Origin of the sequence: Rhizobium sp. SYY.PMSO (assembly GCF_046840415.1) — a bacterium.
In the GTDB taxonomy this organism is placed as follows: domain Bacteria; phylum Pseudomonadota; class Alphaproteobacteria; order Rhizobiales; family Rhizobiaceae; genus Rhizobium.
Window position 1 is genome coordinate 307,012 of record NZ_CP177351.1, and the last position, 13,131, is coordinate 320,142.

Consider the following 13,131-nt stretch of genomic DNA (forward strand, 5'->3'; position numbering starts at 1 on the left):
TATGGACGCAGATCTTCGTGGTCTTTTCCTGGAAAGCATGAGCCGGGTCGCCTCTGCCGTTACGGTCGTGACGACGGATGGCGATGCGGGCCGCTTCGGCGTCACCGTCTCGTCCATGACGTCGGTTTCGGCCGATACGAGCCGGCCTTCCTTACTGGTCAGCATTCATCACCTCAGTCCTGCCGGTGAAGCGATCCGGAAGAACAAGCGGTTTTGCGCCAATGTGCTCAGCGGCAACCAGAGCTTCGTTTCGGACCTTTTCTCCGGTCGCCTCAAGCATCTCGCCGACGACAGGTTCTCGGCGATCGGCTGGCACAGCAGCGAGACGGGGTCGCCCGTCATCGACGGCGCCATCGCCTCCCTCGACTGCGAGCTTAAGACGGCCCTGCTTTGGGGCACGCATTTCATTCTGATCGGCGAGGTCGAGCGGATCGAACTGTCGCGGCAACGCTCGCCGCTCGTCTATGCCAATCGGGGCTATCGCCGCGCCATTCCGATCGCGCCGGACGACGATCAGCCGCATAGTCCGGAAAGCCAGTTGCGTGTCGGTTTCTTCATCACGCTCGGCCCGGAGTTCGTGCCGCCGCTGGTCGCCGAGTTTGCCGGCAAGACGCCGGGGGTCGACATCCGGCTGTTGGAGGCGGACCACGACGATCTCATCGAGCAGATGCGTGCCGGCAAGATCGAGGCCGCCGTCACCTTCGGATCGGTGGAAGAGCCGGAACTCGATAGCGAACTCCTGTGCGCTCCGGCGCCGCATGTGCTGCTGAGTGCGGATCATCCGCTTGCCGCGAAATCCAGCCTTCGCCTTGCCGATATCGCCGATTTGCCGATGATCCTGCTCGATTATCCCTCCGTTCGCGCCGCGATCGCCGCTCTCTTCAAGCGCAATGAGATGAAGCCGGTCGTCCGTCTGCAGTCGCCATCCTTTGCCATGGTGCGGGGACTGGTGGCCCAGGGTCTCGGCTATTCGATCGTTCCACAGAAACCGCAAAACAGAACGGGGCCGGACGGACGTGAAATTCGAGCCGTGCCGCTGGACGAGGAATTTCCGGAGGGTGCTGTCATTGCCGTTATGCAGAAGCCGGATGACCAAAGCCGGCTGGCCAGGGACTTCATTGAAAAATGCAGGATGTCGTTCAAGCGCGCCTGACGGGGAGGGAGGGCGCTGCCGACGTGAGAATTAACGGGAGAATACCGCAATAGACGCCGCCAGGAGCGGCAGAATGGAGAGGGGAATATGGCTCAGGAAGAAGCTATCGGCATGACCGGTGCAGGGAGTAACCAACTTCGTAAAAATTCGCTCGGACTGATCGCCGTCACTTTCATGGTGATCTCGGCGGCGGCCCCCCTGACGGGCGTTGCCGGCGCGATGCCACTGGCATTCATGCTGGGGAACGGTGCGGGCATTCCGGCGACCTTCGTCTTCGTGACGCTGGTGATGCTGGCCTTTGCTGCCGGCTACGTCACCATGTCGCGCTACGTTACCAATGCCGGCGCTTTCTACGCCTATGCGGCGCGCGGCCTTGGTGGCCGTGTCGCCGGAGCGGTCGCAGTCACCGCATTGGTCGCCTATAACGCCATGCAGTTCGGGCTCATCGGCCTGTTCGGCGGCATCGCAGCCGGCATTTTCGGCTCGTTCGGGCTGGTTCTGCCCTGGTGGGTCTGGAGCCTGCTCGCCATCCTGCTGGTAGGTTTCCTTGGCTATCGCCAGGTCGACCTGTCCGCCAAGGTGCTCGTCTTCGTCGTGGCCCTGGAATATCTGGTGGTGCTGGTCGTCGATTTCGCCATTCTGGGCAAGGGCGGAGCGAACGGGCTTGCGCTGAATTTCTTCGACGCAAACGCCGTCTTCTCGGGTTCGCTCACCGCGGCGGTCCTTTTCTGCCTGGGCTGCTTCATCGGTTTCGAGGCGACGACCATCTATGCCGAGGAGGCGCGCGATCCGGAAAGGACGATCCCCCGGGCCACCTATCTCTCGGTGCTGATGATCGGAATCTTCTTCATCTTCACCACCTGGCTGATGATCGTCGGCATCGGTGCTGACAAGCTGGTTCCGACCATCCAGGGCCTGCCCGATCCTTCGACGTTCTTCTTCGATCTGGCCGGTCAGTATGCCGGCGGCACGATCGCCAATATCGCGGGCATCCTGCTGGTCTCCAGCCTGTTTGCCGCACTTTCGGCTTTTCATAACTACATCGCGCGCTACAGCTATGTCGCCGGCCGTGAGGGATTGCTGCCCGATATCTTCGGCCGCACGCATGATATCCATCAAAGCCCGCATGTCGGCTCGGTAACGCAGACGGCGGGGGCGCTGATCGTCCTGGCATTGTTCGCCGGGCTGCAACTCGATCCGGTCCTGAACATGTTCACCTGGATCAGCCAGATCGGCACGCTGGGTGTTCTCGGCATGATGACGGTCACGTCGGTCGCAGTCATCGCCTTCTTCCGCCGTGCGGGTCACTCCGCATCCGTGCTGACGACGCTGGTGCTGCCGCTGGTTTCCGGTCTGGTGATGGCGGCGCTGTTCGTCTACATCTTCCTGCATTTCGGCGATCTGACCGGCACGACCGGCGGCGTGCTCGGCATCGTCCTACCCTCGCTGATCCCGCTTGCGGCAATCGTGGGCTATCTCGCCGCCATGCGTTTGCAGCGCGTCGATCCGGCCCGCTTCGCCCGCATGGGGCACAATCAGGGCTGAAGCCGCTTATGCTTGCGGGATGCCGGTTTGGCCGGCATCCCGTCCTGGATCCGGTTCGGGGGCTTACGAGAAACTCGGCCGCCTAACGATCTTCCCTCGTATGCCATAGTCTCAGGATACAGATCGTTGACTGCTGAATTTCGTAGCGTATCTCGTAGTGGCCAACGAGCAGCCGCCTGACCTCGCGTGGGTCGAATTCAAAGAGTCGTTCGCCAATTCTTGGATTGGCCAGCAGAATAGTCGGCGCTTTGGTCAGGGACTGCACCGTGCGAACGGCTGCAGGCTTGTTTACAGCCGCCAGAAATTCATACAGACGACCGAGCTCGGATAGCGCCTTGCTGGTCCATTTTGCTTGCATCAGCGAGGAACCGGCAAAGGTTCGTCGCTGCCGAGGCTATCGGCCCATGCCTGCACTGCCTGATGGTCGATCACACGGTCCGCGTCTACGTCCAGAAGCGCTTCCCGGGTGAGTCTCTCGCGCTCTTCTTCCTGGTCGAGCCAAGCGGTAAGAGCCTGCTTCATGATCCAGCCGCGAGAACGCTCAAGCCTTTCAGCCATCAAATCGACTTTTTCGGCCAAGGAGAGTGGGACATGCGCGGTCAAGACTTTGGTGCCGGAACCTGACATGCGATCATCCTTTTCATGAGGTTCGATTTAATCCTAATCATAATGATTAATTTTGAATCGATCAATGAAGCCTGTCGATTTGAACGAGCTGGCGGCTTTGTCTTTCTGACGAGACATCTAGAGCGGTTCCTCGTTTCACGGAATCGATGAACCGCTCTATCCCTTTGTTTTTACGCGATTCCGGACGGAAAACCGCTGCGCACTTTTCCTGGAATTGCTCTAGCGACAAAAAATATCCGGCGGAGAACCCCTAGCGGTAGAACTCCGACGGCGGCTTGCCGAAATGGCGGCGGAACATCGCGGTAAAGGCGCTCTGGCTGGCGTAGCCGCAATCGAAGGCGACGTCGATGATGCGTTCGCCGCTCGCCAGTTTGCGCAGCGCAAACAAAAGTCGCGCCTGTTCTCGCCATTGCGCGAAGCTCATGCCGGTTTCCTTGACGAAGAGGCGATGCACCGTCTTGGCCGTCACGCGAAGGCGTTCGGCCCATTGGCTAGCGGTCGACGTATCGGAAGGATGTTCGGTGATCGCTTCGCAGATCAGCTTGAGTCGCTCGTCTTCCGGCATGGGAAGATGCAGGGGCAGTACATCGGAGACGCGTACTTCGTCCACGAGCAGCTGCATGAGGCGATCGTCGCGGCTGCCTTCCGCATAATCGAGGGGCACGCGAACGGCGGCGACGATGAGCTCGCGCAGCAGCGGCGAAACCTCGATGACGCAGCTTTTTACCGGCATATGGCGGATCGCCGTCGCGTCGATGAAGACCGTGCGGATCTTCACCTCGCCGGCCATCTTCACATCATGCTCCAGTCCGGCCGCCAGCCATAGCGCCCGGCTCGGCGGCACCACCCAGGACCCCTCCGCCGACCGCACGATCATCACACCCTCGATCGCGTAGAGCAGTTGGCCGCGTGGATGCGAGTGCCAGCCGGTGGAGGCCCCGTCCGGATAGTTGACGTCCATCGCCGCCATGGCGCGATGGGTATCGTGAAAATCGAGATGTTTCCGCGTCGGGTCGGTCTGCATGTCCCAATCTCTACAGTCTTGGTCATCATAAAGCGATACGGACCGATATCGAAGCAGTAAGCCAGGGTCTCGAAATGGATCCATGGGTATCGCATATGAAGAACAAGCTCGCATTTCTCTATCCTCTCGTCGCCATCATCCTCTGGTCCGGCAACGTGATCGTTTCCCGAATGTCCGCGCATACGATCGGGCCGGAGGCGATCACCTTCTATCGCCTGCTGCTCGCGGTCCTGCTGATGAGCACCTTCGTCGCTGTCCCGGCCTGGCGAAATCGCTTCGTCATCTGGCCGCATCTGGGGCAGTTCGCCATTCTCGGCTTCCTCGCCATGTGCTTTTTCCAGAGCCTGTCCTATCTGGCGGCGGAAACGACGACGGCCACGAACATGGCGGTGTTCACGGCGCTGACGCCGCTGCTCACCGTGGCCTTGAGCGCTTTTTTGCTGAAGGATACGCCGACCGTCGGAATGGTCGGTGGCGGCGTGCTCTCGCTTGCCGGGCTTGTCTATCTGGTCAGCGCCGGCGACCCGGCCGCGCTCGCACGCAACGGCGTGCACCTTGGCGATCCGCTGATGTTCATTGCAGCGCTGAGCTATGCCATTTACGGCGTGCTGCTCAAGCGCTGGAACCTGCCGGTCGCCGGCTGGCAGTCGACCTATATGCAGGCGATCTGCGCTCTGGTGATCATGTTTCCGGCATTCCTTGCCACGCCTGCATCCATGCGTGCGCTGAACGCAGAGACCTTGCCGCTCATCGCCTACGCCGGAGGGCTGGCCTCCGTCGTTCTTCCGTTTCTATGGGTGCGCGGCGTTCATATCCTCGGCCCCAATCGGTGCGCGGCCTTCATGAACCTGTTGCCGGTTTTTACCGCGGCGGGCGCCATTGTAGTGCTTGGCGAACCGGTACGCGCCTATCACGTCATCGGCGGCGGGGCCGCGTTGGTGGGGGTGGCCTGCGCCGAAGTTTTTCGCAGACCATTGCGCAGTGCGCCGCCCGCCATGCCCGAGATTGTCGAATGAACGGGCGGAGCGTGCCGCGAATGGCATCGGTGTCGAGGTTGACGCGGGTTTCGAGGAAGCCCGCGTCAGACAGTATTCAATCCGTGACCTTCGGCGTCATTTCCAGCTGGTGAAATCCGACGCGGCGCATCCGAAGGGCGCGCGTTGATCGCCGAAACGCTTCTTCAACTGATCGCAGCCCCAGCGGTTGAGGGGAGCCGGCATCATGTTGTTGATGTCCATGCCGGGAGAGGTGAACTGCGAGGCCGCGCTGGTCACATACCAGAGCCAGTAGCCGATGACGCCGCCGATGATCAGCAGAATCACCAGGACGAATCTGGCGAGCCGCGCTTTGATGGATGGGCCTTTCTTCCTCTGGGCGACGAGTTCCGGCGGGTGTGCGGCCAGTTCGGCGCCCAGTGGGGCGAGAATGGTTGCGCGTTCTCCTGCCGTCATGTCGATCCGCTCCAGCCGTTCATCGAGAAGCACAGGCAGCGCCGTGCTTCCGTGCCAGACGGCGAGCGCCACGGTCTTGCCGTCCTTTTCGCCGACGAGCAGCGGCTCCTGCCCCGGTTCGAAGCGGGTATGCGCCACCCGTCCGGTCTTCCTGCCGGCAATTTTGTCCGCGTAAGTGACCGTCAATCGCTTGCGCCGGCGGTCGAATGCCGTGATCTCGACCGGAACCGGCACGAGTTGAGCGGGATGGCGAAGCTGCGCGCGGGCGCGCCAGATACGCAGGATCTGGAAAACCATCGCGATGTAGGCGCCGCCAAGAAGGGCCACGAACGCGGCGAGCGTTATGATCCGGTTCCAGAGCTTCTCGATGCCGAGGCTGAGCGTCGCCAACTCCGGATGGTCGCCGGAGATGACGAGATCCGTCTCATAGTCGCCGGCATGCGCATCGACGAACATGATCTCGATATCCTTCTCGTAGCTCTGGCCCTTATAGACATAGTTCAGGTGAGCCGAGCAGTTGGTGAAGAAGCCCTTTCGCGTCGAGCATTTTCCGTTGCTGATATCGCCATCGTCGAGCCTGACGGGATTTTGATTGATCGTCCAATCCCGCAAGATGCCCGGTGTTTCGGAAACCGCCATGAAAACGGTGAGGGCGATCAGGATCGGCAAGGAGAAATAGCTGGCTTTCGGCGTGGAAATTACGCCGCGTGCAAGCATGAGCGCTCTCTGGGGAAGCTGTATCGTCGGGAATGTCATTATCTGCCTGGAACTCCGAGTAACTGCGTAGGCATCTGCAAAGCAGGGGGGCGAAGCACGAGCTTCGCGAAATCCCGGGGGTTGGCTTTGCACCTACATTTGCAGCGCGGAAAAATAGACATTTTACCCTCGGGCTCAATACCTGGTTGTGGACCATCCACCGACTTCGCAACGACGAGGCCGCCAGATGCCTGCAGGTTAACCTTTTCGACCGCCAGCGTTGATCGCACGAGCTGGGCGCGTCTGGAGGCTTTCCGCTTTCTTCGAATCGCGAAAACGCTCTCTCCTTTTGTCTTCACGCAATTCCGGACAAAAACCGATATGCACTTTTCCTGGAATTGCTCTAGTTTTCGTTCCATTACGGAATTCGAGATGAATGAAGGAACCAGCATGACCAACGTCGCCTGGCACGCGGATTCTCTGACCTGGGGTCACGGGCCGCGCATTTTCGAAGTATTTCTGGAGCCGACCTGCCCCTTCTCGGTCAGGGCTTTCAACAAGCTCGACGATCTCCTGAAGCAGGCGGGCGAGGACAAGATCACCGTCAAGATCCGCCTGCAATCGCAGCCGTGGCATCTGTATTCAGGGGTCCTGGTGCGCTGCATTCTTGCTGCCTCCACGCTTCCCGGAGGCAGGGAGACGGCGAGGAAGGTGATGGCCGCGATCGCCGCCCATCGCGAGGAGTTCGAGTTCGCCCATCATGCGGGCGGCCCGAACATGGACGTAACGCCGAACGAACTGATCGAGCGGCTGGAAAATTACAGCGGCGTCAGGCTGAAGGAGGCCTTTGCAATTCCGGATCTCGACCGCGCGATCAAGTGGCACTGCAAATATGCCCGGCAGAACGGCATCCACGTATCCCCGACCTTCATGATCGACGGTCTTGTGCAGGCTGACATGAGCAGCGGCGACGAAATAGAAACCTGGGTCAGGAAGATATCGGCGACGTAAGGAGCCGGCATATCCGCAGGCCTGCTTGCGGCCACCGCCTGAAAGTGCGTAGCGCTTTCCGTTCGGAAACGCGTGCAAACAAAAGGAGAGAGCGGTTCCGTGAAATACGGAACCAGCTCCAGCTGGCGCTTGACGTCCGGCATCGAGGCTCGAAGCCTCGATTCGAGCAGGCCCAAGGCGTCGCCGTTTCCGTATCGATGCCTTGGGCGTCTTTAGTTCTTCAGTTTTCCACGTTCGGCAGCAGGATGGTCAAAAGCCCGATCAGCGGCAGGAAGGCGCACAGCTCGAAGACAAATTCGATGCTCGTATGGTCGGCAAGCACGCCGAGCGCTGCCGCTCCGATGCCGCCCATGCCGAAGGCGAAGCCGAAGAACAGGCCCGAGACCATGCCCACGCGGCCGGGCAGCAGCTCCTGCGCATAGACGACGATTGCCGAAAAGGCCGATGCGATGACCGTGCCGATGATCGCGCTGAGGACGATCGTCGTTTCGAGATTGGCATGGGGCAGGACGATGGTGAAGGGTAGGATGCCGAGGATGGAGCCCCAGATGACCTTCTTTCGGCCGATGCGGTCTCCAACCGGACCGCCGACCATCGTACCGACGGCGACGGCGGCGAAGAACACGAACTGGCAAAGCTGCGCCGTCCGTTCGTTGACGCCGAACCGCGCCATCAGGTAGAAATTGTAGTAGCTGGTGAAGCTCGCCAGATAGAAATATTTGGAGAAAATCAAGGCGATCAGGACGGCAATGGCAAGGCCGACGCGGGCGCGCGACAGGCTCAGCGCCTTGTGCGGCTTGCCGGACTTGGCCGGAGCGCGCAGATGCCCGCCGTTTACTTGATACCAGCGGCCCAGCCCGCCGAGAACGAGGATGCCGATGAAGGCCAGGCTCGCAAGCGCGGCCATTCCATGCTGACCATGCGGAAGAATGAAAAAGGCGGCCAGCAGCGGCCCGAGCGACGTGCCGAAATTGCCGCCGACCTGGAACAGCGACTGGGCAAATCCGTGCTTTCCGCCGGACGCCAGGCGCGCGATGCGGGATGCCTCTGGATGGAAGATGGAAGAACCGAGGCCGAGCAGCATCGCACCCATCAGCAGGGTCGGATAATTCGAGGCCATTCCGAGCGTGATCATGCCGGTGCAGCTGCATGCCATGCCGAACGGCAACGAATAGGGCTGCGGCCGTCCGTCCGTATACCAGCCGACGAAGGGCTGCAGGATCGAGGCCGTGATCTGGTAGACGAAGGTCAGCACGCCGAGCTGCGCGAAGCTGAGATCGAAACCCGTCTTGAGCACCGGATAGCTCGCCGGCAGCAGGGACTGGGTGACGTCGTTGATGAAGTGACCGAGACTGGCCACCAGAAGGACCGGGTAGATTGTTGTGGCCGCGCGTGGCGCGTTCATGGCCTGGCTCATGGCTCTCACTTTCAAATCATTCGCCGCGCTGATATTAGAAAACGCAATCGCCCGCTACCGCGATAAGGCGCAATTACTACGAGACTGGGCCAGAATGGTCAGGAACAGCCGCATAGATCCATTCATCGATGTCGACCGGCCTCTTGTCGCGCTCGGCAACGAATACAGAGACGGACACCGTGTCGATCCGCACCAGCATCGCCGCGCCCAGCTCCTGTATGGGTTTTCAGGTGTCGTGGTCGTGACCACGCCGGACGGCACGCTGGTCATGCCGCCGGAGCGTGGCATGTGGATTCCTCCCGGCGTCATCCATAGTGTGCGGATGCTCGGCAATGTCAGCATGCGCAGCGTCTATATTCAGCCTCAGGCCATCGAAACGATGCCGGATCGCTGTCAGGTCGTCGAAATATCGCCGCTGCTGCGAACTTTGATTGCCGAGGCGGTGGATATTCCCGTCGACTATGACGTCAACGATCGCGCCGGCGCCTTGATGACGCTGCTTCTGCACGAGCTGGCAAGGCTTAAGCCGCTGCCGTTATCCCTGCCGATCCCGCGCAACAGCATGCTCGCCCGGAAGTGCCAGGATTTCCTGCGTCAGCCGACAACGCATGATACGATCGACGTGTGGGCCAGCCATATGAGCATGAGCCGGCGCGCATTTACCCGGATGTTTCGCCTCGAGACGGGCCTCAGCTTCGTCAAGTGGCGCGAGCTGGCGTGCCTGCATGCCGCGCTTCCGAGGCTGGTCGCGGGAGCGCCGGTGACGACGATCGCAATCGACCTCGGCTACAAGAACCCGGCGGCCTTTACCACCATGTTCAAACGGGTTTTTGGCTGTTCGCCGCGGGAAATGGCGCGCCAGCATGCGCGAAATGATTCAGCGGGCGCGGTTCTTCAGCCATGAAGATCGGCCGGGGCCGTCGAACCGAGCGTAGCCCAACACGAGAGGGTATCGGGCGGCGCCGTCATGTCGCGTCGAGATAGGGCTTCAGTGGCATGTCGTCGTGCCTGGGGACCGTCTGCCGTTCGATCATGTGGTGGATGACCGGCGCCTGACCGCCGCGGTGAAGCGCATCGAGGTGCTCGGCCACCTCGACGTCCGCATGCGTCTGGCGCTGGCTGTGGCGAACATAGTCTATCCATGTCGGCAGATGGTAGCTTTCCGTCCAGGTGTTCGGCTTTTCCAGATCGCGCAACAACGACCATTGTTTCGCGCCATCCCGGATTCGCATCCTGCGCCGCTGGGCCATGACCGCCAGGAATTCGGGCACGTCTTCCTGATCGATGTTGTAATCCACCATGACCAGGATCGGACCGCTTCTGGAACGCAGGTCAAGCTGCAGCTGCGGTTCGCTGAACGTGTTCGTCGGGTCGAGGTTGAGGGATTCGAAGTCCGGCTGGCGCAGCAGCACCCCAAGCAGGCCGCCTATCACCAGGGTTGCGCTTGCGATGAACAGGGCACCGGTCACGCCATGGGCATCGGCCAGTTCGCCCCAGAGCCAGCTTCCGGCCGCCATGCCTCCGAAAGTGGCGGTCTGATAGAGCGACAGGGCGCGGCCGACGACCCAGCGTGGCGTGGAAAGCTGTACGGTCACATTGAATAGCGAGAAAGCTTGCACCCAGGCGACGCCGGCGGGCATGAGGAGAAGACAGCTCAGCCATACCTGATGGCTCAATGCCAGGAAGAAGCAGCTGACCGCGAGCGTGAAGAATGCGCCGCGAATGACCCATTCGTTGCTCAGGAGATCGCGGATGCGCCCGATCAGCAGCGCGCCGCAGATCGCGCCGAACCCGAAGAAGCCGAGCATGATGCCGTAGGTAATTGCGGTGCCATGCACATGATCGCGCGCGACCAGCGGCAGCAGGGCCAGGATGACGATCGCGGTCAGGCCGAAGACGAAGCCGCGGCACATGACCTTGAGCAGGTTGGGCGACATCAGGACATAGCGGAATCCGGCAGACATGGCGCTGCCGAAAGGCTCGCGCGGCAGCATGTTGCTGGCAGGCGCCTTTTTCCACCGCAGCAATGTGATAATGAGTGCGAAATAGCAGAAGACATTGAAGAGAAACGCAAAGGCCGCGCCCGCTGCCGCGACGATGACGCCGCCGATCGCCGGGCCGATGCTGCGCATCAGATTGTAGCTCATGCTGTTGAGAGCGACGGCGCCCGGCAGGTGGTCGCGCGGCACGACATCGCCCATCGAGGCTTGCCATGACGGATTGTGCAAGGCGCCGCCGCAGCCGATCAGGAATGTAAGGCTCAGCAGCAGCCAGGGCGTCAGGGCATTGCTGTAGGACAATACCGCGAGCGTTGCCGAGACGCACAGCATCAGCATCTGCGCGATCAGCATGATCCGCCTGCGATCGTAGTTGTCCGCCAGCGCTCCGGCCGCGAGCGAGAAGATCATGACAGGCAGGGTGGTGGAAGACTGCACCAGCGCCACCATGCCGTGGGATGTGGCAAGGCTGGTCATGAGCCAGGCCGCGCCGACGCCTTCTACCAGCCCGCCGAGATTGGAGACGAGCGTGGCCGACCAGAGGGAGCGGAAGGTTTTGGACTGAAACGCGACGAGCGGAGAGGTTCTTTTGGGCATGTCGGCTTTTCTTCACAGCAAATATCTTGCTCGACGGGCGCAACGAACTCGCTCGAAGCCCATGCGCAGCCGAGTCGATGACAAGCCTATAGTGATTTGCTAATTTCCGAAACGATCTTGGAATAATATTCTCGGTAATGACCGCGAAATCATCCGTTCCATTTCACAGCCGACTGTTGGAATCCTTATCGGTGCCGGCAACTGCGAAGGCGGTCCCGGTTTCGCGCCGTGAACGACGCGATCGATATGGCCGGATGGAAGGGATCCTCGTTGCGGGAGCGGCCATGCGGCGGACGGCGCCTCCTTTCCGACAGGTCGCCGCCGCATGTATTTGGAAAATTCTAGCCGATGAGAATCGCGCGAAAGTCGTTGACGTTCGTGCCGGTCGGGCCGCTCACGAAGAGGTCGCCAAGAGCGGCGAAGGCCGACCAGCTATCGTTACGCTCAAGGAATTCCGCCGCATTTTTCCTCTGGTGGGCAAGGCGCGACACGGTGGTGCCGTCGGCAAAGGCGCCGGCATTGTCCTCGGAGCCGTCGATGCCGTCCGTATCGGCGGCAAGCGCGAAAATGCCCTCACGGCCGGATATGGCGCAGGCGAAGGACAGCAGGAACTCGCTGTTGCGACCGCCCTTGCCTTTGCCGTTGATCGTCACGGTCGTCTCGCCGCCTGACAGCACAAGCACGGGGTTCTTCGATGCGAGGCCGCGATGTGCGATCTTTGCCGCGATCGACGCATGCTCCCGGCCGACCGCGGATGCTTCGCCTTCGATTGCGTCGGAAAGAATCATGGGCTCGACGCCGGCGTGGCGCGCAACATCGGCCGCCGCCTCCAGCGCAATGGCGGCCGAGGCGACGAGTTTCACCTCGTTGCGGACGAAACGGGGGTCTGACGGCAGCGGCGGTTCGTCTTCGCCATTCTTGAGATGGCACATGACGGCTTCCGGCAGGTCGAGCCGATAGCGATCGATGATCTCGAGCGCATCGACGCGTGTCGCCGCGTCGGCAATGGTCGGCCCGGAGGCGACGAGGGCGGGATTGTCTCCCGGAATGTCGGAAACGACGAGAGAGACGACACGGGCCGGATAGGCCAGTTCGGCCAACTGTCCGCCCTTGATGCGCGAGACCTGCTTTCGTACCGCATTCATGGCGCTGATCGGCGCACCGGAGGCAAGCAGCGCCCGGTTGACGGCAATCTCGTCGGCAAGCGTGAGATCGCCAGCGGGGGCCGGTAGCAATGCCGATCCGCCGCCGCAAATCAGCGCTACGACCAGATCGTCTTTCGTCAGCCCTCTGACGGCCGCCATCAGCCGGTCGGACGCGCGCAGACCGCTTTCATCCGGCACGGGATGGGCCGCCTCCAGGATTTCGATGCGCTCGCATGGCACGGCATAGCCGTAGCGTGTAACGACGACGCCGGAAAGCGGCGCGTCCCACAGACGCTCGAAGGCACGCGCCATCTGTGCCGCGCCCTTGCCGGCGCCGACCACCACCGTCCGGCCCTTCGGCTTCTCCGGCAGATGGGCGGCGAGCGCCTTGTCCGGATCGGCGGCAGCGACGGCTGCATAGAAGAGCTTTTCCAGAAAGGCGCGGGGATCGGCAATGCTCGGCATCGG

12 protein-coding genes are annotated in these 13,131 nt (G+C 61.4%); 5 read left to right on the top strand and 7 right to left on the bottom strand.

Going from position 1 to position 13,131, the window contains the following annotated elements:
• The first annotated feature begins 1 nt into the window (after window position 1).
• Window positions 2–1,153 (top strand): LysR substrate-binding domain-containing protein, encoded by a 1,152-nt coding sequence (locus ACJJVH_RS28205; protein WP_113503738.1) that lies wholly within the window; start codon window positions 2–4, stop codon window positions 1,151–1,153.
• Between the two features lie 87 nt (window positions 1,154–1,240).
• Window positions 1,241–2,698, top strand: a complete 1,458-nt coding sequence (locus tag ACJJVH_RS28210) for an APC family permease (RefSeq protein WP_412066752.1) — start codon at window positions 1,241–1,243, stop codon at window positions 2,696–2,698.
• Between the two features lie 82 nt (window positions 2,699–2,780).
• On the opposite strand, the gene ACJJVH_RS28215 is transcribed toward ACJJVH_RS28210, so the two are convergent.
• From ACJJVH_RS28215 to ACJJVH_RS28225, 3 genes are all read right to left on the bottom strand, one after another.
• On the bottom strand, window positions 2,781–3,056 hold the full coding sequence (locus ACJJVH_RS28215; RefSeq protein ID WP_412066753.1) for a type II toxin-antitoxin system RelE/ParE family toxin: 276 nt from the start codon (window positions 3,054–3,056) through the stop codon (window positions 2,781–2,783).
• The gene (locus ACJJVH_RS28220) at window positions 3,056–3,325 is read right to left on the bottom strand and encodes a ribbon-helix-helix domain-containing protein (RefSeq protein WP_112795163.1); all 270 of its coding nucleotides are present in this window, start codon (window positions 3,323–3,325) and stop codon (window positions 3,056–3,058) included. Before ACJJVH_RS28220 ends, ACJJVH_RS28215 begins: the two co-directional genes overlap by 1 nt.
• 250 nt (window positions 3,326–3,575) lie before the next feature.
• Complete coding sequence (locus ACJJVH_RS28225; RefSeq protein ID WP_412066754.1) at window positions 3,576–4,349, bottom strand: AraC family transcriptional regulator; 774 nt, start codon at window positions 4,347–4,349, stop codon at window positions 3,576–3,578.
• Between the two features lie 95 nt (window positions 4,350–4,444).
• Here ACJJVH_RS28225 and ACJJVH_RS28230 point away from each other — a divergent pair, with 95 nt between their 5' ends.
• Window positions 4,445–5,365 (top strand): DMT family transporter, encoded by a 921-nt coding sequence (locus ACJJVH_RS28230; protein WP_412066755.1) that lies wholly within the window; start codon window positions 4,445–4,447, stop codon window positions 5,363–5,365.
• A gap of 96 nt (window positions 5,366–5,461) precedes the next feature.
• On the opposite strand, the gene ACJJVH_RS28235 is transcribed toward ACJJVH_RS28230, so the two are convergent.
• Entirely contained in the window at window positions 5,462–6,517 is a 1,056-nt protein-coding gene (locus ACJJVH_RS28235; protein WP_412066756.1) for a hypothetical protein, read from the bottom strand.
• A gap of 429 nt (window positions 6,518–6,946) precedes the next feature.
• On the opposite strand from ACJJVH_RS28235, the gene ACJJVH_RS28240 reads away from it, so the two are divergent.
• Entirely contained in the window at window positions 6,947–7,507 is a 561-nt protein-coding gene (locus ACJJVH_RS28240; RefSeq protein ID WP_112795317.1) for a thioredoxin domain-containing protein, read from the top strand.
• 220 nt (window positions 7,508–7,727) lie between these two features.
• Here the strand turns inward: ACJJVH_RS28240 and ACJJVH_RS28245 are convergent, their stop codons facing one another.
• Window positions 7,728–8,924: an MFS transporter gene (locus ACJJVH_RS28245; protein ID WP_112795166.1), complete on the bottom strand. Its 1,197-nt coding sequence runs from the start codon at window positions 8,922–8,924 to the stop codon at window positions 7,728–7,730.
• A 94-nt stretch (window positions 8,925–9,018) separates the two neighbouring features.
• Between ACJJVH_RS28245 and ACJJVH_RS28250 the strand changes: the two genes are divergently transcribed.
• Window positions 9,019–9,828 carry an AraC family transcriptional regulator gene (locus ACJJVH_RS28250; protein ID WP_412066757.1) on the top strand — a complete coding sequence of 270 codons (810 nt, stop codon included), beginning with the start codon at window positions 9,019–9,021 and terminating at the stop codon, window positions 9,826–9,828.
• Window positions 9,829–9,889: 61 nt separating this feature from the next.
• Here ACJJVH_RS28250 and ACJJVH_RS28255 read toward each other — a convergent pair whose 3' ends face one another.
• Entirely contained in the window at window positions 9,890–11,518 is a 1,629-nt protein-coding gene (locus tag ACJJVH_RS28255; protein ID WP_113358520.1) for an MFS transporter, read from the bottom strand.
• A 341-nt stretch (window positions 11,519–11,859) separates the two neighbouring features.
• The gene (locus tag ACJJVH_RS28260; RefSeq protein ID WP_412066758.1) at window positions 11,860–13,128 is read right to left on the bottom strand and encodes a glycerate kinase; all 1,269 of its coding nucleotides are present in this window, start codon (window positions 13,126–13,128) and stop codon (window positions 11,860–11,862) included.
• Window positions 13,129–13,131: the final 3 nt, after the last annotated feature.

Coding starts and splice junctions, on each gene's coding strand:
- ACJJVH_RS28205 (WP_113503738.1), top strand. CDS start 2: ATGGACGCAGATCTTCGTGGTCTTTTCCTGGAAAGCATGAGCCGGGTC.
- ACJJVH_RS28210 (WP_412066752.1), top strand. CDS start 1,241: ATGGCTCAGGAAGAAGCTATCGGCATGACCGGTGCAGGGAGTAACCAA.
- ACJJVH_RS28215 (WP_412066753.1), bottom strand. CDS start 3,056: ATGCAAGCAAAATGGACCAGCAAGGCGCTATCCGAGCTCGGTCGTCTG.
- ACJJVH_RS28220 (WP_112795163.1), bottom strand. CDS start 3,325: ATGTCAGGTTCCGGCACCAAAGTCTTGACCGCGCATGTCCCACTCTCC.
- ACJJVH_RS28225 (WP_412066754.1), bottom strand. CDS start 4,349: ATGCAGACCGACCCGACGCGGAAACATCTCGATTTTCACGATACCCAT.
- ACJJVH_RS28230 (WP_412066755.1), top strand. CDS start 4,445: ATGAAGAACAAGCTCGCATTTCTCTATCCTCTCGTCGCCATCATCCTC.
- ACJJVH_RS28235 (WP_412066756.1), bottom strand. CDS start 6,517: ATGCTTGCACGCGGCGTAATTTCCACGCCGAAAGCCAGCTATTTCTCC.
- ACJJVH_RS28240 (WP_112795317.1), top strand. CDS start 6,947: ATGACCAACGTCGCCTGGCACGCGGATTCTCTGACCTGGGGTCACGGG.
- ACJJVH_RS28245 (WP_112795166.1), bottom strand. CDS start 8,924: ATGAGCCAGGCCATGAACGCGCCACGCGCGGCCACAACAATCTACCCG.
- ACJJVH_RS28250 (WP_412066757.1), top strand. CDS start 9,019: ATGGTCAGGAACAGCCGCATAGATCCATTCATCGATGTCGACCGGCCT.
- ACJJVH_RS28255 (WP_113358520.1), bottom strand. CDS start 11,518: ATGCCCAAAAGAACCTCTCCGCTCGTCGCGTTTCAGTCCAAAACCTTC.
- ACJJVH_RS28260 (WP_412066758.1), bottom strand. CDS start 13,128: ATGCCGAGCATTGCCGATCCCCGCGCCTTTCTGGAAAAGCTCTTCTAT.